This is a genomic window from Pseudomonas sp. CF161 (assembly GCF_000416215.1).
GTDB lineage: Bacteria > Pseudomonadota > Gammaproteobacteria > Pseudomonadales > Pseudomonadaceae > Aquipseudomonas.
Map to the genome: position 1 here is coordinate 1 of NZ_ATLP01000030.1, position 25,184 is coordinate 25,184.

Genomic DNA, 25,184 nt, shown 5'->3' on the forward strand with positions numbered 1-25,184 from the left:
CCTGATCGCCAGCGGAGAAAAGACCGGCGCCTTGCCGCCGATGCTGGAACGCGCGGCGCAGACCCTGTCGCGGGATATCGAACGCCGGGCCATGGGCATGACCGCGCTGCTGGAGCCGCTGATGATCGTGATCATGGGCGCCGTGGTGCTGGTGATTGTCATGGCGATCCTGCTGCCGATTATCGAGATCAACCAGCTGGTGACCTGAGCCAGGTCGGCCGTTTTTTATCAGCGGCATGGGCTCAGGCCCAAAAAATTTTCACTGCAGTGCCTGCGCTCCCGACTCCGGGCAGGCGGGTTCTCGGGTTCGTTGTTCTGTCATGTGCCGGGCCCGGCTTCAACCGCGCTGCCGGCTCCCGCCGAGGCCCGCTGAACTCTCGCGCTCAGCGGCCCGGCGTGCCCCGGCAAAACCATGCTGAACACCCGAGAATTCGGGGTAAAAACCCGCAGTTCCTCCCGAGGTTTTTTCCTTTATCTGTCACCGGAAGCTGCGAACTTCTCTACCCATGGCCTCACCCCTCAAGCCCTCTGGATCACGGCTGCGGACCGGAGCGCCATGGCGTCATGCAAGAGCCATCTACCCCACGTACGAACACGATGAAAGGAGCTTCTTCATGTTTAAGCGCAACGTTCTCGCAGCATCCCTGACCCTCGCGGCCCTGTGCTCGGCCCAGGCTGCCCTGGCAGACATCAATGGTGGCGGTGCAACCCTGCCACAACCGCTGTACCAGACTGCGGGCGTCCTGACCGCCGGTTTCGCGCCCTACATCGGCGTTGGCAGCGGCAACGGCAAAGCGGCCTTCCTGAACAACGACTACACCAAGTTCGTGGCCGGCACCACTGGCAAGAACGTGCACTGGGCGGGTAGCGATTCCAAACTCTCCGCGGCTGAACTGAGCGGCTACGTGACGGCTCACAACACTGCCTGGGGTCCGTTGATCCAGGTGCCTTCGGTGGCCACTTCGGTTGCCATTCCTTTCCGCAAAAGCGGCGCCAACGCCGTTGACCTGAGCGTCAACGAACTGTGCGGTGTGTTCTCTGGTCGTGTGAACCTGTGGGATCAGATCACCGGCTCCGGTCGTACCGGCCCGATCACTGTGGTTTACCGCAGCGAGAGCAGCGGCACCACTGAACTGTTCACCCGCTTCCTCAACGCCAAGTGCGCTGAAACCGGCACCTTTGCCGTCACCACGACCTTCGCCAACAGTTACTCGGGCGGCCTGCCAGCCGGTGCTGTGGCCGCTGCCGGTAGCCAGGGCGTGATGACTGCGCTGAACGACACCACCGTTGCTGAGGGTCGTATCACTTACATGAGCCCGGATTTCGCCGCCACCACCCTGGCCGGTCTGGACGACGCCACCAAAGTGGCCCGCGTCGGCAAAGACGTGGCGAAAAACATCGTCGGCCTGTCGCCTGCACCGGCCAACGTCTCGGCCGCAATCAACGCCGTAGCCGTACCGGCCACGACTGATCGTGCCAACCCGAACGCCTGGGTTCCGGTCTTCACTTCCCAGGCTCAGATCGACCTCAACCCAACCGACCCGAGCCTCAAGCTCTACCCAACCACCGGCTACCCGATCCTGGGCTTCACCAACCTGATCTTCAGCCAGTGCTACTTCAACCAGGATCAAAGCAACCAGGTGCGTGATTTCTTCACTCGCCACTACGGTGCCGCAGCGGCCACCAACAACGACGCCGCCATCACCGCCAACCGTTTCGTACCGCTGCCAACTGCCTGGAAAGCCGCTGTACGCAGCAGCTTCCTGACCGCCAGCAGCGATCAGAGCATCGGCAAAAGCAACATCTGCAACGGCATCGGTCGTCCGCTGTAACCCTCGCTTCACTGTCGCGAAATACCCGATCAGCAACGGCCCAGGCCGTTGCTGATTTTTTGCTTGGGGCGCCCTGAGGCCTCAAAGATGAATTTTCCATGACAAGCGTTCGGTCGCAGCCCGTGCCAACGGCCTATTGCCTGAAGCGTCGTGCTCCCGTGGGCGTCATAACAAAGGATGAGTCGTAATGGTTCGCTGCAAACCACCGGTCAAACCCCAAGCCCAAGGCCACGATGGCCAGGCGATCCTGCGGCTCAAGCCCCTGGCCCATGCCATCGCCTTGCTGCTGATGGCCGGCAGTGCCCATGGCGCCACGGCGTTCAGTTCCGGTTGGTTTGCCGCCAAGGGCGCGTCCCAGGCGGCCACGGCGGCGCGCACCGGGGGCCAGGTGCCGGGCATGCCGCCGCCGTTGTCCCAGCGTCGGGCCATGGGCATGACCGCGTTGCTGGAGCCGCTGATGATCGTGGTCATGGGCGCGGTGGTGCTGGTGATCGTCATGGCGATCCTGCTGCCGATCATCGAGATCAACCAGTTGGTGACCTGAGCCAGGTCAGCCGCGCCCATGAAAAAGCCCTCGTCTCCGAGGGCTTTTCTTTAGCAGGTCAGGCGTTCAGATCAGATTTTACCCGCACCGGCCTTGGCCTTGACGTCGGCGGCCACTTTGTCAGCGGCCAACGGGCTGTAGCTGTAAGGCGGGGTCCAGCCGATGCTGGAGCTCCAGGAGCAGCTCAGTGCGCTGCCGTTGAGGGTCGAACCGGTGTCGCGGTAGACACTGCCGCCGTAATCGCCGGCAATTTTGTCGCAACCGCTGATGCCGCTGATTTCGAAGGCATTTCTCTCCGAGAAGATCTTCGAGTTCTTGCCCACGCCATGGGCGTAGGAGAACGGGTACACGCTGTGGCTGGTGCTGCCTACGTGGTAGTTGTTGTACAGGTGCACCTGGCCGAAGCGTACGCGTGGCGCACGGGCCGAAATGTTCTCGAACAGGGTGTTGTGGATCGTCACCTTGAGCTTGCCATCATCGGTGGTGCGGCTGTCGCTGGAACCGATCAGGTTGTTCTTCTCGTGGGACTTGAACACCGAGTACGAAATGGTCACGTAGTTGGCACCGTTCTTCACGTCCAGTGCGCCGTCGTGATGCTGTTTCGGACGGCCATTGGCGGTGCCGTTCTGGTCGTCGGTACGGCGGCCATCGGTGAAGGTGACATGGTCGACCCACACGTTATTGGCGCCTTCGATGGTCAGGCCGTCGTACTCCGAGTTCCAGTTGCCGGCGCTGCCATCGTTGGCATCCCAGATCGGCTCCGGATCCCACGGGTTTTCGATGGTGAGGTTGCGGATGATCACGTCGTTGGCCTTGGCGTAGAAGAACCCTTCACGGATCTCTGCCGAACTGCTGGTACCGACGATGGTGGTCTGTCCGGGAATGTCCAGGCGACCGCGCTTCTTCATATCGGCGGTGGAGGTGTAGGCCTTGCCTTCGCTGATATCGATAAGCCCGGTGATCTTGATGATGCGCCCGTTGCTTCCGGCAGTAGCGCTCAATGCAGCCTTGAGCTCCGCGGCATTTTTAACGGTATAGATGTTGTTCGCTGCGGCTCTGGAGCCGCCTTTGGTGCCACCGTTCTGCGTGGCCCAACCCGTCGTGGCGACGTCCAGCCAGATGTCAGCGGCATGTGCGGGCAGGCTTGCGAAGAGCAGTGACCCGAGCATGGCGCTGGCCAGTTTGCACGCCGTGAAAGTCGAAGGTTTTGTCATGAGTAATCAGATCCTTGATTAACTTGAGTCGGTGAAAGGCAGTGGCACTGCCTGTCGATCGAGCGGACGTCCTAGTCACTCTGTCGCGAATTTTACGTCCGCGGACGCATCATAATCACGTGGGACGTCGTACAACAACGCAATTCCACTCAATCGAGTGATATTTTTTGTTGTCCCGAAAGTCGGGTTTTCCTTACGGAAAATGGCATTTATGACCGTATGGTCAGCTATCGAGCGGGAGCGATACGCAAAGATCTGCCATGTTGCTGGAGATAGCCGCGATCACCGGGAAAAGCATATTAAAAATGCCGCTTGAAGGCTCTAGTACCAGTCATTGCGAAACAATGACCGATATGGAGGACAGGTTGCCCCTATGGCCTGGCAGCTTGGGATTCTGCGTATTTTCCGGCAGCTGACATTCCTGCGCGCATTCAAGCAAGGGCAGGGCAGTGGGTAACCCGCCTGGAGATTCGAGGGTTAAGAATGACTGGGCATACAACCGCAAGTAATCCGATGACTACTCATTCGCGCTCTATTGATATGCAATAAAGGTATTTAAATTAAGTTTCTTATACCTCTAAAGTCCTCCCATTCAGTCAGCCGCCGCTTACGGAGTCGGAGTTCTCATGCCAGCAGCCTCCCTCGTTTCACCCTCTGCCATTGCCGCCCAATCGTTTGAAGTACGCCCATTCTCCGGACGGGTCGGCGCCGAGATCCTGGGGCTGGATCTGTCTTTGCCGCTCAACGAGCGCGACTTCGCCCGCGTGCACCAGGCTCACCTGGACCATCACGTGGTGGTGTTTCGCGATCAGCGCATCACGCCGCAGCAGCAAATCGATTTCAGCCGCCGTTTCGGGGTGTTGCAGATTCATGTGCTCAAGCAGTTCCTGCTGCACAACCACCCGGAAATCCTGATCGTTTCCAACATCGTCGAAGACGGCCAGCCGATCGGCCTGGGGGACGCCGGCAAGTACTGGCATTCGGACCTTTCCTATAAGGAGCTGCCAAGCCTGGGCTCGATGCTGCATGCCCAGGAATTGCCCAGCGAAGGCGGCGATACGCTGTTTGCCGATATGCACCTGGCCTGGGACACCTTGCCGCAACACCTGCGCGAGGCGGTCGAGGGCCGTTCAGCGGTGCACAGTTACACCGCGCGCTACAGCGAGGGGCATAACGCCGCGAGTTGGCGTCCCACCCTGACCCCCGAGCAACTGGCCCAGGTGGTGGAGGTCAGCCATCCGATCGTGCGCGTGCATCCGGAAACGGGACGCAAGGCGCTGTTTGTCAGTGAGGGCTTTACCACCCATATCGTCGGGCTGCCGGCCGATGAGAGCCGCCAGTTGCTGGCCGAACTCTATGCCCATAGCGTGCGGGCCGAGCATGTCTACCGGCATCAGTGGCAAGCCCATGACCTGGTGTTCTGGGACAACCGCTCGCTGATCCACCTGGCTGCCGGATGCCCGGCACAACTGCGCCGCAAACTGTTTCGCACCACCATCCAGGGTGATGCGCCGTTCTGACCTGGGAGCTTTTCCATGAACGCTGTTCTGCAAGGCCACACGGCCAGCAAAAGCCCGGTCACCCGGCACCTTGATCCAGCAGTAGCCGAACCGCTGCTGCAGGTGCAAAACGTCAGCCTCGAATACCGCACCGCCAAACGCGTGGTGCGTGCCACCCACCAAGTCAGTTTTGAAATAGACCCGGGCGACCGTTTCGTGCTGCTCGGCCCCTCAGGTTGTGGCAAGTCGACGCTGCTCAAGGCCGTGGCCGGGTTTATCACGCCCAGCGAAGGGCAGATTCGCCTGGCCGGCACCGAAGTGACCCAACCCGGGCCGGATCGGATTGTGGTGTTCCAGGAGTTCGACCAACTGCCACCGTGGAAGACCGTGATCCAAAACGTGATGTTTCCGTTACTGGCGTCTCGCACCCTGAAGCGCAAGGAGGCCAGCGAACGGGCCCATGACTACCTGGCCAAAGTCGGCCTCAGTGCATTCGCCGATGCCTACCCGCACACCCTGTCAGGCGGCATGAAAGCCCGGGTCGCCATCGCCCGTGCGCTGGCCATGCAGCCCAAGATTCTGCTGATGGATGAGCCCTTTGCCGCCCTCGATGCCCTGACCCGACGCAAGATGCAGGAGGAACTGCTGCAACTGTGGGACGAGGTGCAATTCACCTTGATGTTCGTCACCCACTCGATAGAAGAGGCACTGGTGGTGGGGAACCGGATTCTTCTGCTTTCACCGCACCCCGGACGGGTACGGGCCGAGATCAACAGCCACGAATATGACTTGCAGAGCCTGGGCGGCGTGGGTTTCCAGAACACCGCACAGCGTATTCACCGGTTGTTGTTCAACGAGGAGGAGGGCAGTGCGCCGGTGTCCGAGCTGAACTTCCAGGACTTGCGCATTGCGTACTGAAGCCTTGCCCTGCGCGGCGCAACGCGCTACCGATCTCAAGAGAATCCCAGCATGAGCCTTGTCCGTCCTGTGCGTGAAGAATACGAAGTTGCGCTGGAGCCATTTACCCAGCACGACCTGACCCGCGATATCCCTTGGCCACTGCGTATCTGGCAACTGGGCTGGGTGCGCAAGAGCCTGATCCTGATTGTCCTGGCGGTGCTCTGGGAAGTGGCTGCCCGGGTGCAGGACAACGACTTGTTGCTGCCCAGCTTCCTGCAGACCGCCGCCGCATTTTACGACGGCATGCTCAGCGGCGAATTGCCGGGCAAGGTCTGGATCTCTTTGACCGTGCTGCTCCAGGGCTACGTGATCGGCATCGTGCTCGCATTTGCCCTGACCACCCTTGCGGTGTCGACCCAGTTGGGACGCGACCTGCTGGATACCCTGACCGCGATGTTCAACCCGCTGCCGGCCATTGCCTTGCTGCCGCTGTCACTGCTGTGGTTTGGCCTGGGGCAGAACAGCCTGATTTTTGTTCTGGTGCACTCGGTGCTGTGGCCGCAGGCGCTCAATACCTATGCCGGCTTTCGCGGGGTGTCGGAAACCCAGCGCATGGCCGGACGCAACTACGGGCTCAAGGGCCTGCGCCTGGTCTGGTACATCCTGATTCCGGCAGCGCTGCCGTCGATTCTTTCTGGCCTGAAAATCGGCTGGGCCTTCGCCTGGCGCACCCTGATCGCTGCCGAGCTGGTGTTTGGCGCATCGTCGGGCAAGGGCGGGCTGGGTTGGTACATCTTCCAGAACCGTAACGAGCTGTACACCGACAAGGTGTTCGCCGGGCTGGCCGCGGTGATTCTGATCGGGCTGCTGGTGGAGAACCTGCTGTTCGCCAATGTCGAGCGCCTGACTGTAAAGCGTTGGGGCATGCAGCGCTGACAGCGCCAACCCCGCCCATTGTTCAATAACCACGAGGTTAATCATGGCCATCACGTGCAAACGCAACACCCTGACATTGTTGGCCGCCACCCTGGGCGCCTTGCTCAGCAGCGGTGTCCAGGCCGAGGGCAAGATCAGCATCGCCCAGCAGTTCGGTATCGGTTACCTGATCCTGGATGTGGTGCGTGACCAGCAACTGATCGAGAAACATGGCAAGGAGCAGGGCCTGGAGATCAAGGTCGACTGGAACAGCATCTCCGGCGCCACGGCAATGAACGAAGCCTTGCTGGCCGGCGCGCTGGACGTGGTATCGGCCGGGGTACCGCCGATGCTGACCCTCTGGGACCGCACCCGGGGCAAACAGAACGTCAAGGCAATCGCCTCGCTGGGTTCCATGCCCAACTACCTGCTGACCAACAACCCCGAGGTCAAGAGCCTCAAGGACTTCAGCGACAAGGACCGTATCGCGGTGCCGGCGGCAGGCGTGGGCTTCCAGTCGCGCACGCTGCAGATCGAAACCGCCAAGCAGTTCGGTAACGACAATTTCAAGAAGTTCGACAACATCTCCGTCAGCCTGGCCCATCCCGATGCCACAGCGGCCTTGATTGCCGGTGGTTCGGAAATCAACTCACACTTCTCCAGCCCGCCGTTTCAATATCAGGAACTGGAGAAACCGGGCGTGCACAAAGTGCTCAGTTCCTACGACGTACTAGGGGGCCCAGGGACGTTCAACGTGCTGTACACCACGGAAAAATTCCACGACCAGAACCCGAAAACCTATAAGGCCTTTTATGCCGCTCTGGCCGAAGCCGAGCAGATCATCAAGGCCGACAAACCGGCGGCGGCCAAGACCTACATCCGTGTCGAGCAATCCAAGTTGCCCCTGACGCTGGTCGAGAAAATCGTCGCCGACCCGGAAATCGATTTCACCGTGGTGCCGCAGCGCACCTTTATCTACGCCGAAAAACTGCAGGAGCTCGGCGTGCTGAAAAACAAGGCGCAAAGCTGGAAGGACTACTTCTTCGAAGAAGCCCATGCCGGCGCTGGGAGCTGAGAGAAGGAAGAGGGCGCATCAAGTCGCAGGCGGGAAGGCCGTATTACAGGCTCAGATATATAAGTATCTTTATAACTAAACTAAATGATTATTTAGTTTAGTTATAATTTTTATTGTGGTTGTAGAGCGGAAGAACAGGGCGTCTAGCGGGCTGAATGCCCATCGTGTTGGCCGGTTTTATCGAAAATCACCGACTTGTTGACGAAGTAACCCACGACCAACCAGCGTTTGTCATCGTCACGGAACAATACTTTCTCTGTAACGGTGCTCGCTGCAAACGTCGAATTGAACTCAATGACCGCATAATTTCCGGCCGGTGCATCAGGCATCTGATCGGTAAAGCCTATCCCGGAAGGCGTTCGCTCCTTGAACGATCCAAGCCCCAGACGCAGCGCCTTGAGTGTGCCGGTCCATACCACCTCATGGGTTGTTGCCTTGAGCGCTGGGCTGACTGTCGACCAGGTCTCGGAAGTTTTACCGTTATCGAGCAACTGCAGAAACTCGACCGCAGCTTCATACACACGGCGCTGTTGTTGCTCAGTGCCGGCATCGGATGCAATGACCTTGGGCGCCGGCTTGTTGATGCTGACATCACAGCCGCTGAGCAGCACCAAACTAAGAAGCGCAGCAATGAATGGCTTCATGCAAAACCCTCGGGGCGGGTGTGGTGGTCATGACGTGAGATGAATCGATTAAAGATGAGCCTCAAGTGGATTGCCAATGATCGGGGGCAAACAGCCGATTGCAGGCTCGCAGGCTGAGCAAGCCAGGGTACATATAAGGATCCGACATTACGCATAATGTATATTATGTTAAATCGTATATCTGGGAGGATGGCTGTACATAGGAGGTTCTTTCAGTTTCCCTCTCGCCCACTTTCCTATCGTCCTACTCTCCAGCAACCAACGCTCGATTCGTTTGGCCACTTAACACGCCCCCCGGATCATAGGACTTTATAAATCTCGGAAATCACCTGCATCGTTGCGGTTTCGATCGTTCCTTCGTTCCGGCATAAAACCCAGCCGTGATCTGCAATCGCTTGCTCGAATGCCTGGGTGCAGGCGACATGTTCTTCCAGTCTATGGAGCACCGTGCTGTTTAGCCCACGCTGGCGTGCTGCTGCTCTGGCCCATGAAATATCAGGCGCGGTGACCACCCCGATATGCAGGTCTGGTACTCGTACGTTTCGGTCAATGTTCAACTGTAGAATTTCTGCGAACGGGACTAGCCGGCGAAACGCAGCGTCAGACGGATACCAGCGATCAATCAGGATGATGCTATCGGATGGCTGTTTAGTCAGTACGTTCAGGGAGATCCAGGTGCGGCTATCAGCCAAGCGTTCACAAACCTCCAGCTCCAATTCCCGGGAGGGATTTCTGACGAGCTTATTAACGAGGGTCATCGTTTCCCCTCTATAAGGATCGCTTTTTTTCTCGCAAAGTCGGATCACCTTTTTGTTGTCTGCCCTCAGTACTTTCGTAACGGCCTCCAACAGTGTGGTTTTGCCGGTTCCCTTGGGGCCATCCAGAGAAATAAACAGCGGGCGACTCATGCTTCACACAACGCTTGATTCAATGGACTGCTCCGTCTGCGTTTTTGGGGAGAATTTCAATACTCTCTGGGTTGTCTGGATTCGGTATTGCGAAACATCATCCGTTGCATCGGTCATGGGGTTGCCAGAGTCTCATTAATCCGCGATGCGCTCATTTGATTTATTCGCTAGCAACTGCCCTGCGGGTTCAGCCCCCTGCCCTGCGGCTGAACGCTTGCTGCCGCCAATTTCGCCAAGCCCCTAATGCATCATGTTGTATAGTCATTGGCCAACAGCTCCATCTCACTCGGTGATCCATGTCTTACCCCCTCGACGCCATCACGCACACCTACCTGGGCAGCAACGTTTATTCCCAGCTGCGCAACGCACTGATTACGGGCGGGCTGAAACCGGACGATCGATTGCGCATCCGGGAGCTGGCCAGTCAGCTGGGGACCAGTGTCACGCCCGTTCGCGACGCCATTTTGCAATTGGCAAAAGAGAAAGCGCTGGTGCTCAAAACCCCCAAGGACATCCGGGTTCCGGTGCTCGACAGTGGCGCTTATCTCGAGATCCGCACGCTGCGGCTGAACCTCGAAGGCCTGGGCGCCGAAACAGCCGCACGGCTTGCAACCTCCAGTGACCTGGCGCGCATTGACGCCAACATCCAGCGCAACCTTGAGGCCATCAATAACCATGACCTTCCCGAGGCCCTGCGTCTTAACAGTGAGTTTCACTTCCTGATCGCGGAGGCAGCCCGCATGCCGCTGCTGCGCAGTTACCTGGATAGCCTGTGGATGCGTGCCGGCCCATTGATCGCTCAAGCTTACGCGCACTTTTCCCTGACCATGGCCATCGAGCACCATGTCGAGATACTCAATGCCCTGCGCAATCAGGACGCTGCGGCAGCCAAGCACGCGATCCAGACCGATATCCTCGACGGCAATCAAAAAATGTTGGAATTCATAGCGGTCAGCCAGGAAGCGGTCTCCTAGAGGCGGTTTTCCCGCGAACGGCTATTGACAGCAGTCGCACCTAAAAAGATGATGCATCAAACATCAATTGAGTCAGGTGCGCCCATGAGCGAGAAAAAAAAGCTTCTTTTGACCGGTGCCAGTCGCGGTATTGGCCATGCGACGGTCAAGCACTTCAACGCGGCCGGCTGGGAAGTGTTCACCGCCTCCCGCCAGGACTGGGTTGCCGAATGCCCGTGGGCGGAAGGTTTGCTCAACCACATCCATCTGGATCTGGAGGATATCGACAGCGTCAGTGCCAGCTTGGCGATCATCAAGGACAAGCTGGGCGGACGCCTGGATGCCTTGGTGGATAACGCCGGCGTATCGCCAAAAGGCCCGGACGGCGGTCGACTCGGCGTACTGGAAACCGATTACGCCACGTGGCTCAAGGTGTTCAACGTCAATCTGTTCTCCACCGCGCTTCTGGCGCGCGGCTTGTTCGATGAACTGAAAGCCGCCCAGGGCAGCATTATCAATGTCACCTCCATCGCCGGTTCCAAGGTGCATCCGTTCGCCGGCGTGGCCTACGCCACTTCCAAGGCCGCCCTCTCGGCCCTGACCCGCGAAATGGCCTTCGACTTCGGCCCGCACGGGGTGCGGGTCAATGCAATTGCTCCTGGCGAAATCGATACCGCAATCCTGTCTCCGGGCACCGCGGATATCGTCCAGCGGCTGGTGCCGATGAATCGTTTGGGCAAGCCCGAGGAAGTGGCCTCGCTGATCTATTTTCTCTGCACCAGCGGCGCTTCCTACGTGAACGGTGCGGAAATTCACGTCAATGGTGGCCAGCATGTCTGAAGCGGTCATGGACAAGGCGCTGTGCAACGACCTGATGACCACACAAGCACCGGCCGTGGAGGCTGCCGAGGCGCTGGATATTGCCAATCGGGTGTACGGCCTCAAGGGCCGGCTGAAACTGCTGAACGGTGAGCGCGATACCAACTTCCTCATTGATACCCCGCGCGGTGCCTTTGTCCTGAAGTTCATCAATCCCGCGGAAGACCCCAACGTCATCAGCTTTCAGACCCAGGCCTTGCTGCACATCGAGCAGCACGGCGCCCATCTGCCGGTCCCACGCGTTCTATCCTCGCGCCACGGTGAGGTTGAGCCGACAGTGCAGGTCAATGACCAGCGACTGACACTGCGCACTGTCAGTTACCTGGACGGAATCTCGCAGAATCTTGGCAAGCCCAGCGCCGCGCTGATGCATGAGCTCGGCACGTCCCTGGCCGAGGTTAACCTGGCCCTCAGGGACTTCCACCACCCCGCCGCCCACCGCGACCTGCTCTGGGATGTCGGGCACGCCGAACGCGTCAGGCCGTATCTGGACTACCTGGCCGCCGATCAGTTGCCGTTGGTTTCCCGCTTGCTCAATCGCTACGAAACCCATGCAAAGCCATGCCTGGCGAAGCTGCGGGCGCAGGTAATCCATAACGACCTGAATCCGCACAACGTCATGCTCGACTGCGAAACCGGCACCCGGGTCTCCGCCATCATTGACTTCGGAGATGCGCTCCACGCACCGCTGATCAACGAGTTGGGAACAGCACTGTCCTACCAGTTCGATGCCGACGCCGCGGATCCGCTTTGGCAAATCAAGGCCTTCGCCGCCGCCTACCACGGGCGGATCCCACTGCAGCCAGCAGAACTGGAAGTCCTGGGCGAACTGATCGCTATGCGCATGGCCATGGCCATCACCATTGCCCAGTGGCGCGCCAGCCTTTATCCAGAAAACCGCGTCTATGTCCTGCGCAACCTGCGCTCAACCTGGCGCAACCTGCAATGCCTGAGCGCAATGCCCGAAGGGCTGCTGACCCAAAGCCTGATCAACGCCTGCACACCGGAGGCTTCATGAGTTCGTCCAACGCTGCTGAGCTGCTTGCCCGTCGTCAACGTGCGCTGGGGGCCAGCTATCGATTGTTCTACGAGGAACCCTTCGCCCCGGTGCGCGGTGAAGGTGTGTGGCTGTACGACAAGGACAACACCGCCTTCCTCGATGCCTACAACAATGTGGCCTCCATCGGACACTGCCACCCTGCCGTGGTCGCGGCGATCGCCGAGCAAAGTGCCCAACTCAATACCCACACCCGCTATCTGCATCCGTCGATCGTGGATTACGCCGAAGACCTGCTCAGCGAGTTCCCTCCTCAGCTCGACAACATGACCCTGACCTGCACCGGCAGCGAGGCTAACGACCTGGCACTGCGCATCGCGCGCTGTCACAGCGGTGGAACGGGCATCATTGTGACTCGCTGGGCCTACCATGGGGTGACCAGTGCCTTGGCTGAAGTCTCGCCCTCGCTGGCCACCGGCCTGCCCACCGCGAGCCATGTGCGCCTGGTCGATGCTCCGGACTCCTATCGCCGCACCGCCGATTTCGTCGGCAGCGTGCACGCGGCTGTGCAGGATATGCAGGCTCAAGGCATCAAGCCTGCAGCGCTGCTGGTGGACAGTATTTTTTCCAGTGACGGGGTGTTCAGCCCGGCCAACGGCGAACTGGCGGCTGCGGCGCAATGCGTGCGTGACGCTGGCGGGCTGTATATCGCCGATGAAGTCCAGCCCGGGTTTGGCCGTACAGGCGGGCAGCGCTGGGGCTTTGCCCGCGATGGGGTAATTCCGGATCTGGTCACCCTGGGCAAGCCCATGGGCAACGGCCATCCGGTTGCCGCGGTGGTGGGGCGCTCTGCGCTTTTCGATCAATTCGGCCGCCAGCAGCGTTACTTCAATACCTACGGCGGCAACCCGGTGTCCTGCAAGGCCGCGCATGCAGTGCTGCGGGTGCTGCGTGAAGAAGACTTGCAAGCCAATGCCCGGAACGTCGGCGATTACCTCAAGGCCGGGCTGCGCCAACTGGCCGAGCGCCACGAAATCATTGGCGATATACGCGGCGAGGGGCTGTTTATTGGCGTCGAACTGGTGACCGACCGTGCGACCCAGGCACCGGCAACGATTGCCGCCGCGGCCGTGGTCAACGGTATGCGCCGCCGTCAGGTGTTGATCAGCTCGACGGGGCAAAAGGCCAATACCCTCAAGATTCGCCCGCCCCTGGTATTTGCCCGCGAGCACGCGGACCTGCTGCTGGAGCGCCTGGACGAAACCCTGAACGAGCTGCGCTGAACGCCGCGTATCGCCGAGATAGACCCGGCCCGCCCTGGCATCCGCGCTCCTGGTCCGGGGCAATAAACCGGCAATTGCCAGGTCCAGGCACCCCGATGGTGCGCAGACCGGCCCCGTCCCACATAAAACCCTTGAAATCAGGCCGGCTGGATCAGGTGGCACAGAATCTGCTTTATTAAAAAACATGATGCATCATGTTTTAACCGTGAAACGCAATGGGAGGGTTTGAGATGACAGGTAACAGTGCAAGCGCCTTCGTCCGCTTCAAAGGGGTGGAGAAAAGTTACGACGGTCTCAAGACCGTGGTTAAGCGATTAGACCTGGACGTTGCTCAGGGCGAGTTCCTCACCCTCCTCGGTCCTTCCGGCTCGGGAAAGACCACCAGCCTCATGATGCTGGCCGGTTTCGAGACGCCGACTCAAGGCCAGATATTTCTCGAAGGACAGGCCATTGAAAGTGTTCCGGCCCATCGGCGCGGCATAGGGATGGTGTTCCAGAACTACGCCCTGTTCCCGCACATGAGCGTGGCCGAAAACATGGCATTTCCGCTGCAAGTGCGCGGCATCAAGCGCCACGAGATAGAGCCTCGGGTCAAGCAAGCCCTGGAGATGGTACGCCTGGGGGATCTGGCCAATCGCTACCCCGCGCAACTGTCAGGCGGGCAACAGCAGCGGATCGCCCTCGCCCGGGCGCTGATCTTCGAACCCAAGCTGGTATTGATGGACGAGCCGCTGGGCGCGCTGGATAAGCAATTGCGTGAACAGATGCAGCTGGAAATTCGCCGCTTGCACCGCGAGCTTGGGCTGACGGTGGTGTTCGTCACCCATGACCAGGCCGAGGCGCTGACCCTGTCCGACCGCATTGCGATTTTCAACGACGGCGTCATCCAGCAAGTCGACACCCCGCAAGCGCTCTACGAACGTCCGGCCAACACCTTCGTGGCCACTTTCATGGGCGATACCAATGTCCTGCCGGGGGTCTTGGCTGCGTTCAACGCTGATCAATGCCAGGTGCAACTTGAACAGGGCGAGCAGCTTTACGCACGGACGACACCGGGCCTGGCCACGGGCTGCCGTGCCTCGCTGTCCATTCGCTCCGAACGAGTGACTCTGGATGGCGACGCCCGTTATGACAGTCGCCTCGCCGGGTGTATCGAGGAATGCATCTATCTGGGGGACCACGTGCGCATCCGCCTGAATGTCGCGGGAAACAGCGACTTCAACGTCAAGGTGCCCATCGCCCAGATGCAACCCTACTGGCGTGAAGGTCACAGCCTTCCCGTCTGTTGGCATAGCGCCGACGCCTCGGCGCTCGATGCAATGCCTGCTTGACCCCCCTCCTCCCTTTTTGTTGATGACATCAGGATATTTGCCATGCTCAAGCGTCTTGCTGCACTGACTGTTCTGGCTGCTTTCGGCGGCCAGGTAAATGCCCAACCATTGACCGTTGTGTCCTTCGGCGGCCTGAACAAGGACGCCCAGGACAAGGCGTTCTACCAACCCTTCAGCGCCGCGGGCAAAGGGGCGGTCCAAGCCGGGGAGTACAACGGTGAAATGGCCAAGATCCGGGCCATGGTGGAAACCGGACAAGTGAGTTGGGATGTGGTGGAGGTCGAAAGCCCGGATCTGATCCGCGGCTGCGCCGAGGGCCTGTTCGAACCTCTGGACTGGAGCAAACTGGGCGACGCAAGCAAATTCGTCAGCGGCGCCGTCAGCGAATGCGGTGCCGGAATTTTCCTCTGGTCGACCAACCTGACGTACAACAGCGCCAAGCTCAAAACGGCCCCCAAAGGCTGGGAAGCGTTCTGGGACACCAAGACCTACCCCGGCAAGCGTGGCCTGCGAAAAAGCGCCAAGTTCACCCTGGAAATCGCCCTGCTGGCTGATGGGGTAAAACCTGCCGAGCTGTATCAGGTACTGAGCACACCGGAAGGCGTCGACCGCGCCTTCAAGAAACTCGACCTGATCAAGTCCGATATCCAGTGGTGGGAAGCCGGGGCCCAACCCCTGCAGTGGCTGGTCTCGGGCGATGTGGTGATGACGTCTGCCTACAACGGCCGCGTGTCCGCCGCCCAGGGTGAAGGCCACGATTTCAAGATGGTCTGGAACCACAGCCTGTATGACATCGACAGCTGGGCCATCGTCAAAGGCTCACCGAACAAGGTGCTGGGGGAACAATTCATTGCCTTTGCCAACGAAGCGCAGCACCAGAAGGTGTTCGCGCAAAACATCCCCTACGGCCCGACCAACAAGGACACCCTGGCGCTGATCGACGCCAAGACCCGCGAGCAACTGCCGACGGCGCCAGCCAACCTGGAAAACGCCCTGCCCGTGAACACCAACTTCTGGATCGATCACGGTGAGGAACTGGAACAGCGTTTCAATGCCTGGGCCGCTCGCTGATCAACTGCCCCACAGCTGCCCGGATCGTGCCGGCGCTCGTCGCCGGTGCATCCGGGCAATGTTGACGATAGGAGAACTCCCATGTCCGAAGCGCTAGCCCTTCAATCGGCGCCGTCAGTGGTTCAGACGCAACGCTTGCAGAGGCAATTACAGGCCGCCAAACGTGCTTACACCCGCCGCTCGATGCTGCTTATCCTGCCCCTGCTGGCATTGTTGGTGGTCGGCTTTTTAACCCCGATAGGCTCACTGCTGACCAAGAGTGTGGAAAACCCGGAAGTCGCCAACGCCCTGCCAAAGACTCTGGTTTTATTGAAGGGTTGGGACGGCAAGACACTGCCGGCTGAATCCGTGTTCAGTGCCCTGGGTGAGGATTTGCGCAGTGCGCGCAGCAACGGCCAGCTGTTCGCGCTCAACCGTCGACTGGGTTACGAAAGCACCGCCTTGCGCGGCCTGTCGACGGCTGTTCTCGGGCGCATGCCGGCCGACGGCGCCAATGTCCGTGACCGCCTGATACAAGGCGTGCCGGCACTGGGCGACATCAAGACCTGGTCAACCCTCAGGCAGCTCGGCCAACCCTATACCAGCTTCTACTGGTTGGCGGCCTTCGACCTGAAACTGGACGCCGGCCAGATCCAGGCCGTGGCCCCCGACAAAGCGCTGTACCTGGACGTACTCAAGCGCTCGCTGACGATCGCCGGGCTGGTCACCGCGCTCTGTGTGCTGCTGGGTTATCCGCTGGCCTACTGGCTCTCGCGGCAACCGGCGCGACGGGCCAATCTGCTGCTGATATTGGTGCTGCTGCCGTTCTGGACCTCGCTGATCGTGCGCACGGCAAGCTGGATCGTCCTGCTGCAATCGGGCGGTTTGATCAATAACACGCTGATCGACCTGGGCATTCTCGAGCAACCGCTGCAGCTGGTATTCAACCGCGCGGGCGTGCTGATTTCCATGACCCATATTTTGCTGCCGTTTCTGATCCTGCCGCTGTATGCCGTCATGAAAGGCATCGACTCCCGTTACGAGCGCGCGGCGATTTCCCTGGGTGCCCACCCCTTTACTGCATTTCGCCGGGTCTACCTGCCGCAGACCTATGCCGGGGTAACGGCCGGAGCGTTGCTGGTGTTCATCATGGCCATCGGTTACTACATCACCCCCGCACTCCTGGGCGGCCCGGGGGACCAGATGCTGAGTTACTTCGTGGCGTATTACACCAACACCACCATCAATTGGGGCATGGCGACGGCGCTGGGCAGCCAACTGCTGATCATCGTGCTGTTGCTGTATTGGGTCTACGCGAGGATCTCGCGCCCTGCCAACCGAGCTGCATGAGGAGGTTGCAATGAAGCATGTCGAACCGCTTGAGATCCGTGTGCTGCGCCCGTTTTTGAGCCTCTACAGCCTTGCCCTGTTGATGTTCCTGATCATTCCGATCCTGGTCATTGTCCCGCTGTCATTCAACGAGGGCTCCTTTCTGAGTTACCCGTTGAGTGGCCTGTCGTTGCGCTGGTACCGCGAATTTTTCAACTCCAGCGACTGGATGCCGGCCCTGCTCAACAGCCTGAAAATCGCCCCCGCCGCAACCTTGCTCGCCACGGTACTGGGCACCTTGGCGGCGGTTGGACTGTCGCGGGGTGAGTTTCGCGGGAAAGCGCTGATCATGGCGATCATGATTTCGCCCATGGTGGCGCCTGTGGTGATAGTCGCTGTCGGGCTGTACTTCTTTTTCGCCAGTTGGGGCCTGCTCAACACCTATCCAGGCCTGGTCATCGCCCATGCCGTGCTGGGGGTGCCCTTTGTGGTGATCACCGTCAACGCGACACTTCAAGGTTACGACCGCAACTTTACACGGGCTGCCGCCAGCCTCGGCGCCACCCCCTGGTATGGCTTCAAGCGTGTGACCCTGCCACTGATCGCACCAGGCGTATTGAGCGGCGCGCTGTTCGCCTTCGCCACCTCATTCGACGAGGTCGTCGTGACGCTGTTTCTCGCCAGCCCTACGCAACGCACGCTGCCGATGCAAATGTTTGCGGGGATCAAGGAGAACCTCAATCCGACCATCGCCGCCGCGGCGACCATGATGGTGCTCGGCGCGTTACTGCTACTGCTGGCCATGGAAGCGCTGCGCCGCCGGAATGAACGTATTCGCGGCACCTTGTAAAGGTTATCGCCGACAACTTGCCAGGCACGGGCTAATCAACGCGCAGGCGCAAGGACGATTCAGGAACCCGGGTTGGTCAGCTGGATGTACACCGCCCAGGAGCCGAGCATCATCCAGAATGGGGCGAAGATCCACGGCGTGCGAACCGAGAACAGCAAGGATTTGCGATAGCCCTTGTGGCTGGACTCGCTCTCGCAGAACAACGGCGACTCGTCATACGCCAGCCCCATCAACGGCTCACTGCGCAGCAGTTCGCTTTGCTTGAAGTGCCAATGGTCGATGATCTCGTAGGCGGCCTTGATCCCCGGCCAGGCATTGAGGGAGCTGAGTACCCCCAGCAGCGCCAGGAAAGGTGGCACCGCCAGGGTGAACAATTTGCCCCATTCCGGGTTGAGGTTGGCCATGCAGGATGCAAAGGCAATCACCAGGAACGACTGCGCTGATAGATAAGCATCGGTGCGGTTGGCCAGGATGCTGGTTTCGTACTGGATCTCCCGACGGTAGAAATCCAGGCGTTCCTTGGGCGAACCGAACATCTTGGCGTTGTGCTCGGTGAGCTCGGTTTCTTCCATGTGGGACGTCAGTATTCTGGGCAAAGCCGTTCACCTTGTCTGTCGCTGGGCACCATCCTCAGCGTTGTTGATGCTCAGGTTCGGACAGGGTCCGAGCACTGCCTTTTGGTCCGGCGACCAGCCATGCCAGCAGCCCGAGCAAGGGCACAAAGACGATGACCACCACCCACACGCCCTTGCTGTCCCAGGGCTTGGTACTGCGCAGCACACTCCTGATGGCCCACAGCTCCACCAGCAACAGGATTACGGCCAGGGCGATCCAGACATAGTGTTGTATTTGCATGATTTACCTCCCGATTCATAAAGGCTTAGGTCGGGGTGGCCAGCGAGGGTTCATTAAATTTATCGCGCCCTAGAGCCATCGGCGTGCAGTCATCCGGCTCTGCATCGTCCCGCCCCGAGCACTGGCCGGGGCCGAGTCGGCTTGCAGCCGATGCCAGAGAAAATCCGGTTGAACCTGATTGCGCATTGCGTCCTCGAATGCCTGTGCAGGTCTGCACGGGATCACCGACCGAGTGCCGGGAACGAGAGATACCTATGAGCTTCATTGTCTGGATGGCGGTGCTGGGCGCAGTCCTGTTGGTGCTCGCGCTGACCTCCTCCTATCTGCGCTGGATGCCGGTCACGACCTCGGCGGTGTGCCTGGTCCTGGGGGTTGCCATCGGCCCTGCGGGTCTGGGGCTGTTGCAACTGGACCTGAAACACGCAGCGCCCTGGATGGAGCACCTGAGCGAAGTGGCGGTGCTGTTTTCCCTGTTCGTCTGCGGCTTGAAGTTGCGCCTGCCCCTTGGCCATAAACTCTGGCGTGTGGCCTATGGCCTGGCCGGACCGGTGATGCTGCTGAGCATTATCGGCGTGGCGCTGGTCTTGCATTATCTGATTCAAATGTCGTGGGGCGCATCCCTGCTGATTGGCGCGGTGCTGGCGCCCACCGACCCGGTTCTGGCGTCGATGGTGCAGGTCAATAACGCCCAGGACTACGATCCGGTGCGATTTGGACTCTCCGGCGAGGCGGGACTCAACGACGGCGTGGCCTTTGCGTTTGTCATCCTCGGGCTGGTGCTGGTGAAAGCCGATGGTGGCAATGGCGCCTTGTCCGACTGGCTTTGGCGGGATGTGCTGTGGGCGGTTCCGGCGGGGTTGCTGATCGGCTACTGGATGGGGCGCGGCCTGGGGCGCATCACCTTGTTGCTGCGGACCCGGCATGATGACAGCACCGTTTCGCCCAATGACTACCTGACTCTCGCCCTGATTGCCCTGGCCTATGTGGCCGCCGAAAGCCTGCACGGCTATGGCTTCTTATCCGTTTTCGCCGCTGGCCTCGGGTTGCGTCAGGCCGAGGTCAATTCGGCGGCCGACCCTCAGGTTCCGGCCGAACATCTGGTGCAACCCCTGCTGGGCCATCAGGATGTAGAACCGCACAAAGCCCTGCATGGCGACACCGAACGCCTGGAAGGCACCCAAGTGGCTGCCGGAATCATGATGGGCGACATGCTGGCGTTCGGCGGTCTGGTCGAGCGGGCCATGGAAGTGTTTATGGTCACGTTGCTGGGGGTGGTGCTGATCGCCCATTGGGATTGGCGTGCACTGCCGATTGGGGCCGGGTTATTTGTGTTGATCCGCCCCCTGAGCGTGCTGCTGATTCCCTGGGGCAGCTTGCTGTCCGGCCGCCAACGCTGGCTGATCGGCTGGTTCGGGATCCGTGGCATCGGTAGCCTTTACTATCTGTTCTATGCCCTCAACCACGGCGTACCTCCGGTAACGGCTGCGCTGTGCACCGACCTGACGCTGTCGATTGTGGCATTGAGCATTCTGCTGCACGGTCTCAGTACTCAACCGCTACTGGCGGGTTATGAGCGTTATAAAAAAGCGGCCTCCCGACAAATGTAACAAAGAATTTCACGGCTTGATTGCTGTCCATTGTCAGACCAACAACCAGGACCCAGTGCCATGAAATTCGTAACCTTCTGCCATACGCTTTCCAAATGGGCCGGTAGCTCCAAGACGTTTCTTGTGGCCATCGTGCTGATAGTGGTTTGGGCCCTGACCGGTCCGTTCTTCCACTACAACGACACGTGGCAACTGATCATCAACACCTCGACCACCATCATCACCTTCCTGATGGTGTTTCTGATCCAGAACACCCAGAACCGCGACAACGACATCCTGCACATCAAAATCGACGAATTGCTGCGCGCCACCAAAGACGCGCAAAACGCTGCCTTGTGCCTGGATCAACTGGAAAGCAAGGAACTTCGAACACTGCGCAAGCAGTACAGCAGCATGGGTTCGCAGGAACGCATGGATCCAACGGGCGAGTTGTCTGGGCAAAACCCGCGTCCCGCAACCGCCAAGGACAGCGAAGAGAAGGAGGCGTTGTAATCCTCTACCCGCCCGGCTCTCCTCCCAGGGTCAATAAAAGTGAGATGCAAGGTTCCACGACCAGGTGCAGCGTAATCGGGCTGAACTTCGTTTGGCCGCCGGTCCTCAGATAAAAACACGCGCGTGATGCCTGCGCGGGGCTTTGTTTAACCAGGAGGACCGGATACATGACCACGCAACTGCATGGCAAAAACATCTTGATCATCACGGCCAACACCGGCATCGAACGCGACGAACTGCTCAAGCCGATTGAGGCGCTGCGCAGCCTGGGAGCAACCCTCACCCATGGCTCGATCAAAGGCGGCTCCACCCAGACCTTCCTGCACGATACCGAGAAGGACCGGCAGGTGCAGTCCGATGGAAAACTGTCTGGCCTGAATGCCCGCGACTTCGATGCCCTGGTCATCCCAGGGGGGACGGTGAACGCTGATACCCTGCGCCAGGACCCTGAGGCCCAACGCCTGGTCAATGAGTTTGTCGATGCGGGGAAGACGGTGGCCGCGATTTGCCATGGCCCTTGGCTACTGATTGATGCGGGAGTGATCCCCGGCAAGACCCTGACTTCCTACACCAGTGTGCGCACCGACTTGCTCAATGCCCAAGCCGCGGGCTGGGTCGATAGTGAAGTCAAGGAATGCACCGCCAACGGCTGGAAGCTGATTACCTCCCGTACTCCCGACGACTTGCCGGCTTTCAATCAGGCTATCGCCAACGCATTGCAGAGCGCCTGAACCTCTGCCTGAGATTTGCCTGCGATCGCCCCAGGCCCGCCCGTGATGGCGGGTTCGGGGCGCGTCTGTTTTGCGCAAAGCTGTTACACATTGCAGGTAAAGGCAATTGACCTGCTCAACGGCAGTCGCGAGCAGCTCAATCGGTCTTTTTTTCTTCAACGGTTTCACGCATCTGGGCGAGTTCGCTTTCCAGCGACTCAATACGTTGCAGCATCAGCCCTTTGATCTTTGCCTCCAGCTCCATGGTTTCGTCCAAGGTGAAGGTGCGCTCTATGCGGGCGACAATTTCATTGTTCATGCTGCGATTGTTAAGCCGGGCAATGCTCTTGATCCGTGGATGCATGTCATCGGGAAGCCGGATAACAAATTTGTCTCGCTCTTGGGACATGGGAAACACCTCGATGAATGACTGAGGTGATAGCTTAATGCCGTATCCGCTATGAGCTCTTTAGGATAAATCTGAATTGTTCAGAGTGAATTCTCAGTCGCAGAGACCGGGTAACGCACTCAGAGAGAGCCTGTCTACCCCGTATCACCCTGAATTCAGGAAAATCCGTTGGCCCCTGGCAGCTCGCGACGTCCAAGGATTGCTGTCAGCGTGATATCGAACACAGGCCTGAGTTTCCACTACAGAACCTGAAGGTGGCTGGGCAACGACTCCTGTCAGTTACCCTTGCACTTCAGCTCTGCCTGTTCGTAGTTCAGCTCCTTGTTGCGCTCGGGCAAGTCATACGGCGCCTGGCAGGTGCTGCCGTCCCACGTGATGTTCATCAAACCTTTGTCCTGCTTGAGCAGCATCAGAGCCATGCCATACGGGTCCGAGAGGGCGCTCTGTTTCCCTTCCGGATCCTCCACAGTGGCCCCAAAGCCCATTTTTTTACCATCGGCCTGACGCAGGATAAATTGCACTCGACGCCCGATCTGCGCCTCATAGCGTGCAAGCACCACAGCGCCACGACGTGGCACAACTTGTTGGGTTGCCTGTTCCAGTTCGATATCTGCTCCCAGGTTCCCTGTGTCCAGGCTGACCCAATTCAAGCGATAGGGCTGAGCATTGGGCACGATGGCGAAACCATTGCGCCCGGTAGTCACTCCCGCATTGCTAATAATGCCCACACCGGACGTGTCGGGCACTTCGGCCAGGACAAAACTCTCGCCAACCTGCTGGCCAAGGTTGATACCACCTGCGTGAGCAACCACCGAACCGCTGGCACCGGCGTTCACGCTCTTGTAATCAGGCCCCTGGCCATAACCGAGGTCCATCCGGCCCACCGCGGTGTCGGTGGTAATACTCGCGTTACCGCTGTTACCACCTTGACTGTCCCGCCCCCCTTGGAAGGAGTAGTTGGTTGCAGGGTCTAGATAGCCGCTCAGGCCAGCCTGGGTATTCTGGTTGCCTTCACGATCACGCAGGATGCGCAACGTGCCCCGCGGTGAGTGGGCGGTGCTTCCCAACGGGAGGCTGAAGGACAACGCCACCTGACTGTCATTGCTGCTGGCCGAACCGCGCTCGGCGATATTACGGGTATGGGTCAGGCTCACGGAATAGTTCAGGCGTTTCCAGTAGTTGCCGTAACCGGCAGAGATACTTTGCGAACGGGTGCTGTTATTCCAGTAGCTTTGATCGCTGGCGCTCAAGTAGATGCTGCCGTATTGCTGCTTTTCTCCCAGGCTCTGTTGCACGGTCAGGTCCAGACGCGCACGAGAACGCCCCATTCTCATGGTGGTGAAGTCACGATTGAGGTCCTGTACATGGTCACCGAAACTGCGGTAGCCCTCGGTGGAGTAGCGATAGGCTGCCAGGGTGAAGTCGGTGCTGGTCTCGGCAAATGTCTTGGCATACAACACGCGAACACTTTGGCCTTTGTCAGTCTGCTGCGGGACCTTGCTGGCACTTTGGGTGATATCGACCGATAACGCGCCGATTGGTGTGTTACGCCCTACCCCGAAGTTGAGTGCCTGGAAGTTCTGCGCTACCTGCAGGCCGAAGGTCCCCGTCATATCGTCGCTGAGACCATAGGCCAGCACGGTGCTGACGAAAGAAGGGCTCTGCTGACTGTCGTCATTACTCTGATACTGGCCACCGGCAACACTGAAGGTCATGCGCCCCTTGCGCACCATGACCGGCAGACTGGAAAACGCCTGACGCGTAACCCGGCGGCGACCATCGGCTTCGACCACCGTCACTTCCAGGTCACCGTTGGAGCCGCTGGGGTAGATATCCGTCAACTCAAAGGCACCCGCGGATACCGGAGTGCTGTAGATGACATAACCGTTCTGGCGCACCTCGACGGTGGCGTTGGTTTCGGCAACACCGCGAATGATGGGGGCATAGCCTCGTTCGCTGTCGGCGAGCATTGCATCATCGGAAGTCAACTGGGCGCCTCGAAAACGCACGCTGTCAAAAATATTGCCGTTGCTATAAATCTCGCCCAGGGACAATTGTGCCTTCAGCGCGCTGATATCGCGCTGGACAAAACTGCGGTTGCTGGAGAACTTTGTTGGCTGGCCCTCACTCATGGTGAGGTTGGACTCATTGCGCAAACGCCAAGACCCAAGGTTGAAACCATTTTGCAGCCCCAGGTACTTCGAGGTGCTTTTGCTCCCCGCAACGCTATTGCGGCGCATGTTGAACTGATAGTTGATAAAGGCTGCGGTGACGCCTTCATCCCAGAGTGCCGGATCGACGTACCCACGCACGCCAGCCTGCATAAACGCCTGAGGCACGCTGATCAACAGCTGCAAACGGGCAGAGTCGAACTTGACTTCGGCCTGCTCGATCAATACATCCAACGGGTAGCAGCGATTGGCGTTCTCGGGGACGAGCAGCTCCGGGTTCTGCAATTTGAGCAGATCAATACCGAAGTCCTTGAACATTACCGGCGTCAGGCAGGGCTGTGTCTCCGCCCCTGCCGACGCTTGCTTGAATTCGATATCACGTCGGCCATTCAGGTCGCCGTTGACGTAAATCTCTACCCGATAGTTGCCAGGCAGGACGTTGCTACCCCCTTGCAGCAAGGCTAATACATCGGCGGGTTGGGCAGATCCGCCCTGGAGAAAGCCGGTGTTGAACGCCAGCAATGGGATTTGTGCCTGAGGCAGCGTATTTAGCCGCTCTGAATCTGCGCTCGCCACTATTGGGAGTGTCACGAGTAAAAAAAACCAATAGAGCGGTTGTTTAGTCTCAAGAGTGACAATGAGACCAGACTGGCCGGGACTTTTAAGTAAATGGCCTTTCGACATCGTGATTCACTTAGTAGTTGGGTTGCGCAGACAGAGATAACCATCCATTTGCA

The 25,184-nt window shown here is 59.3% G+C and carries 24 protein-coding genes and 2 pseudogenes; 19 read left to right on the top strand and 7 right to left on the bottom strand.

The window, feature by feature from the left end:
- From CF161_RS00520 to CF161_RS32685, 4 genes and pseudogenes are all read left to right on the top strand, one after another.
- The coding region (locus tag CF161_RS00520; RefSeq protein WP_043228273.1) for a type II secretion system F family protein at positions 1-208 on the top strand (208 nt) is incomplete at its 5' end.
- Positions 209-614: 406 nt separating this feature from the next.
- Positions 615-1,832, top strand: a complete 1,218-nt coding sequence (locus CF161_RS00525; RefSeq protein WP_020294573.1) for a substrate-binding domain-containing protein — start codon at positions 615-617, stop codon at positions 1,830-1,832.
- Between the two features lie 187 nt (positions 1,833-2,019).
- A pseudogene (locus CF161_RS33560) lies at positions 2,020-2,259 on the top strand (hypothetical protein); the annotation flags it as partial.
- A pseudogene (locus CF161_RS32685) lies at positions 2,248-2,376 on the top strand (type II secretion system protein GspF); the annotation flags it as partial. The pseudogenes CF161_RS33560 and CF161_RS32685, both read left to right, overlap by 12 nt.
- A 71-nt stretch (positions 2,377-2,447) precedes the next feature.
- On the opposite strand, the gene CF161_RS00535 reads toward CF161_RS32685, so the two are convergent.
- Positions 2,448-3,590, bottom strand: coding sequence for a polysaccharide lyase family 1 protein (locus tag CF161_RS00535; RefSeq protein WP_020294575.1), 1,143 nt, complete (start codon positions 3,588-3,590; stop codon positions 2,448-2,450).
- A 626-nt stretch (positions 3,591-4,216) separates the two neighbouring features.
- Here CF161_RS00535 and CF161_RS00540 point away from each other — a divergent pair.
- From CF161_RS00540 to CF161_RS00555, 4 genes are read left to right on the top strand one after another with little or no spacing between them, the layout of a single operon-like run.
- Positions 4,217-5,110: a TauD/TfdA family dioxygenase gene (locus tag CF161_RS00540; protein WP_020294576.1), complete on the top strand. Its 894-nt coding sequence runs from the start codon at positions 4,217-4,219 to the stop codon at positions 5,108-5,110.
- A gap of 15 nt (positions 5,111-5,125) precedes the next feature.
- Positions 5,126-6,007 (top strand): ABC transporter ATP-binding protein, encoded by an 882-nt coding sequence (locus CF161_RS00545; RefSeq protein WP_020294577.1) that lies wholly within the window; start codon positions 5,126-5,128, stop codon positions 6,005-6,007.
- A gap of 51 nt (positions 6,008-6,058) precedes the next feature.
- A complete protein-coding gene (locus CF161_RS00550; protein WP_020294578.1) occupies positions 6,059-6,925 on the top strand; it encodes an ABC transporter permease in 867 nt (288 codons plus the stop codon).
- Positions 6,926-6,968: 43 nt separating this feature from the next.
- Entirely contained in the window at positions 6,969-7,979 is a 1,011-nt protein-coding gene (locus tag CF161_RS00555) for an ABC transporter substrate-binding protein (RefSeq protein WP_020294579.1), read from the top strand.
- 143 nt (positions 7,980-8,122) lie between these two features.
- Here CF161_RS00555 and CF161_RS00560 read toward each other — a convergent pair whose 3' ends face one another.
- The gene (locus CF161_RS00560; protein ID WP_020294580.1) at positions 8,123-8,623 is read right to left on the bottom strand and encodes a DUF4019 domain-containing protein; all 501 of its coding nucleotides are present in this window, start codon (positions 8,621-8,623) and stop codon (positions 8,123-8,125) included.
- Between the two features lie 299 nt (positions 8,624-8,922).
- Positions 8,923-9,531: a dTMP kinase gene (locus CF161_RS00565; protein ID WP_020294581.1), complete on the bottom strand. Its 609-nt coding sequence runs from the start codon at positions 9,529-9,531 to the stop codon at positions 8,923-8,925.
- A gap of 296 nt (positions 9,532-9,827) precedes the next feature.
- Here CF161_RS00565 and CF161_RS00570 point away from each other — a divergent pair, with 296 nt between their 5' ends.
- The 8 genes from CF161_RS00570 to CF161_RS00605 all read left to right on the top strand — a co-directional run bounded on the left by CF161_RS00570 (position 9,828) and on the right by CF161_RS00605 (position 18,203).
- Positions 9,828-10,505 carry a GntR family transcriptional regulator gene (locus CF161_RS00570; RefSeq protein ID WP_020294582.1) on the top strand — a complete coding sequence of 226 codons (678 nt, stop codon included), beginning with the start codon at positions 9,828-9,830 and terminating at the stop codon, positions 10,503-10,505.
- A gap of 84 nt (positions 10,506-10,589) precedes the next feature.
- The gene (locus CF161_RS00575; protein WP_020294583.1) at positions 10,590-11,324 is read left to right on the top strand and encodes an SDR family NAD(P)-dependent oxidoreductase; all 735 of its coding nucleotides are present in this window, start codon (positions 10,590-10,592) and stop codon (positions 11,322-11,324) included.
- Positions 11,325-11,331: 7 nt separating this feature from the next.
- Positions 11,332-12,381: a phosphotransferase gene (locus CF161_RS00580; RefSeq protein ID WP_256206277.1), complete on the top strand. Its 1,050-nt coding sequence runs from the start codon at positions 11,332-11,334 to the stop codon at positions 12,379-12,381.
- The gene (locus CF161_RS00585; protein ID WP_020294585.1) at positions 12,378-13,643 is read left to right on the top strand and encodes an aspartate aminotransferase family protein; all 1,266 of its coding nucleotides are present in this window, start codon (positions 12,378-12,380) and stop codon (positions 13,641-13,643) included. Before CF161_RS00580 ends, CF161_RS00585 begins: the two co-directional genes overlap by 4 nt.
- A 215-nt stretch (positions 13,644-13,858) precedes the next feature.
- Positions 13,859-14,974, top strand: a complete 1,116-nt coding sequence (locus CF161_RS00590) for an ABC transporter ATP-binding protein (RefSeq protein WP_084471582.1) — start codon at positions 13,859-13,861, stop codon at positions 14,972-14,974.
- A 42-nt stretch (positions 14,975-15,016) separates the two neighbouring features.
- On the top strand, positions 15,017-16,045 hold the full coding sequence (locus CF161_RS00595) for an ABC transporter substrate-binding protein (RefSeq protein WP_020294587.1): 1,029 nt from the start codon (positions 15,017-15,019) through the stop codon (positions 16,043-16,045).
- 81 nt (positions 16,046-16,126) lie between these two features.
- A complete protein-coding gene (locus tag CF161_RS00600; protein WP_020294588.1) occupies positions 16,127-17,374 on the top strand; it encodes an ABC transporter permease in 1,248 nt (415 codons plus the stop codon).
- A gap of 10 nt (positions 17,375-17,384) precedes the next feature.
- A complete protein-coding gene (locus CF161_RS00605; RefSeq protein ID WP_020294589.1) occupies positions 17,385-18,203 on the top strand; it encodes an ABC transporter permease in 819 nt (272 codons plus the stop codon).
- Positions 18,204-18,262: 59 nt separating this feature from the next.
- On the opposite strand, the gene CF161_RS00610 is transcribed toward CF161_RS00605, so the two are convergent.
- Positions 18,263-18,799, bottom strand: coding sequence for a hypothetical protein (locus CF161_RS00610; RefSeq protein WP_043228280.1), 537 nt, complete (start codon positions 18,797-18,799; stop codon positions 18,263-18,265).
- A 34-nt stretch (positions 18,800-18,833) separates the two neighbouring features.
- A complete protein-coding gene (locus CF161_RS00615) occupies positions 18,834-19,058 on the bottom strand; it encodes a PLDc N-terminal domain-containing protein (protein WP_020294591.1) in 225 nt (74 codons plus the stop codon).
- 254 nt (positions 19,059-19,312) lie between these two features.
- On the opposite strand from CF161_RS00615, the gene CF161_RS00620 reads away from it, so the two are divergent.
- The 3 genes from CF161_RS00620 to CF161_RS00630 all read left to right on the top strand — a co-directional run bounded on the left by CF161_RS00620 (position 19,313) and on the right by CF161_RS00630 (position 21,888).
- On the top strand, positions 19,313-20,665 hold the full coding sequence (locus CF161_RS00620) for a sodium:proton antiporter (protein ID WP_020294592.1): 1,353 nt from the start codon (positions 19,313-19,315) through the stop codon (positions 20,663-20,665).
- A 60-nt stretch (positions 20,666-20,725) separates the two neighbouring features.
- Positions 20,726-21,157 (top strand): low affinity iron permease family protein, encoded by a 432-nt coding sequence (locus CF161_RS00625; RefSeq protein ID WP_020294593.1) that lies wholly within the window; start codon positions 20,726-20,728, stop codon positions 21,155-21,157.
- Between the two features lie 167 nt (positions 21,158-21,324).
- Complete coding sequence (locus CF161_RS00630; RefSeq protein ID WP_020294594.1) at positions 21,325-21,888, top strand: type 1 glutamine amidotransferase domain-containing protein; 564 nt, start codon at positions 21,325-21,327, stop codon at positions 21,886-21,888.
- 136 nt (positions 21,889-22,024) lie between these two features.
- Here CF161_RS00630 and CF161_RS00635 read toward each other — a convergent pair whose 3' ends face one another.
- Both CF161_RS00635 and CF161_RS00640 read right to left on the bottom strand, forming a co-directional pair.
- Positions 22,025-22,276, bottom strand: coding sequence for an Arc family DNA-binding protein (locus CF161_RS00635; RefSeq protein ID WP_020294595.1), 252 nt, complete (start codon positions 22,274-22,276; stop codon positions 22,025-22,027).
- A 275-nt stretch (positions 22,277-22,551) separates the two neighbouring features.
- Positions 22,552-25,131 (bottom strand): fimbria/pilus outer membrane usher protein, encoded by a 2,580-nt coding sequence (locus CF161_RS00640; protein WP_084471584.1) that lies wholly within the window; start codon positions 25,129-25,131, stop codon positions 22,552-22,554.
- Between the last annotated feature and the right edge of the window lie 53 nt (positions 25,132-25,184).

Bases quoted from the DNA above. Each gene is read 5' to 3' on its own strand.
- CF161_RS00605 (WP_020294589.1), top strand. From the start codon at position 17,385: ATGAAGCATGTCGAACCGCTTGAGATCCGTGTGCTGCGCCCGTTTTTG.
- CF161_RS00525 (WP_020294573.1), top strand. From the start codon at position 615: ATGTTTAAGCGCAACGTTCTCGCAGCATCCCTGACCCTCGCGGCCCTG.
- CF161_RS00580 (WP_256206277.1), top strand. From the start codon at position 11,332: ATGGACAAGGCGCTGTGCAACGACCTGATGACCACACAAGCACCGGCC.
- CF161_RS00590 (WP_084471582.1), top strand. From the start codon at position 13,859: ATGGGAGGGTTTGAGATGACAGGTAACAGTGCAAGCGCCTTCGTCCGC.
- CF161_RS00595 (WP_020294587.1), top strand. From the start codon at position 15,017: ATGCTCAAGCGTCTTGCTGCACTGACTGTTCTGGCTGCTTTCGGCGGC.
- CF161_RS00635 (WP_020294595.1), bottom strand. From the start codon at position 22,276: ATGTCCCAAGAGCGAGACAAATTTGTTATCCGGCTTCCCGATGACATG.
- CF161_RS00615 (WP_020294591.1), bottom strand. From the start codon at position 19,058: ATGCAAATACAACACTATGTCTGGATCGCCCTGGCCGTAATCCTGTTG.
- CF161_RS00625 (WP_020294593.1), top strand. From the start codon at position 20,726: ATGAAATTCGTAACCTTCTGCCATACGCTTTCCAAATGGGCCGGTAGC.
- CF161_RS00555 (WP_020294579.1), top strand. From the start codon at position 6,969: ATGGCCATCACGTGCAAACGCAACACCCTGACATTGTTGGCCGCCACC.
- CF161_RS00620 (WP_020294592.1), top strand. From the start codon at position 19,313: ATGAGCTTCATTGTCTGGATGGCGGTGCTGGGCGCAGTCCTGTTGGTG.
- CF161_RS00565 (WP_020294581.1), bottom strand. From the start codon at position 9,531: ATGAGTCGCCCGCTGTTTATTTCTCTGGATGGCCCCAAGGGAACCGGC.
- CF161_RS00600 (WP_020294588.1), top strand. From the start codon at position 16,127: ATGTCCGAAGCGCTAGCCCTTCAATCGGCGCCGTCAGTGGTTCAGACG.
- CF161_RS00585 (WP_020294585.1), top strand. From the start codon at position 12,378: ATGAGTTCGTCCAACGCTGCTGAGCTGCTTGCCCGTCGTCAACGTGCG.
- CF161_RS00545 (WP_020294577.1), top strand. From the start codon at position 5,126: ATGAACGCTGTTCTGCAAGGCCACACGGCCAGCAAAAGCCCGGTCACC.
- CF161_RS00570 (WP_020294582.1), top strand. From the start codon at position 9,828: ATGTCTTACCCCCTCGACGCCATCACGCACACCTACCTGGGCAGCAAC.
- CF161_RS00550 (WP_020294578.1), top strand. From the start codon at position 6,059: ATGAGCCTTGTCCGTCCTGTGCGTGAAGAATACGAAGTTGCGCTGGAG.
- CF161_RS00630 (WP_020294594.1), top strand. From the start codon at position 21,325: ATGACCACGCAACTGCATGGCAAAAACATCTTGATCATCACGGCCAAC.
- CF161_RS00535 (WP_020294575.1), bottom strand. From the start codon at position 3,590: ATGACAAAACCTTCGACTTTCACGGCGTGCAAACTGGCCAGCGCCATG.
- CF161_RS00640 (WP_084471584.1), bottom strand. From the start codon at position 25,131: ATGTCGAAAGGCCATTTACTTAAAAGTCCCGGCCAGTCTGGTCTCATT.
- CF161_RS00560 (WP_020294580.1), bottom strand. From the start codon at position 8,623: ATGAAGCCATTCATTGCTGCGCTTCTTAGTTTGGTGCTGCTCAGCGGC.
- CF161_RS00540 (WP_020294576.1), top strand. From the start codon at position 4,217: ATGCCAGCAGCCTCCCTCGTTTCACCCTCTGCCATTGCCGCCCAATCG.
- CF161_RS00575 (WP_020294583.1), top strand. From the start codon at position 10,590: ATGAGCGAGAAAAAAAAGCTTCTTTTGACCGGTGCCAGTCGCGGTATT.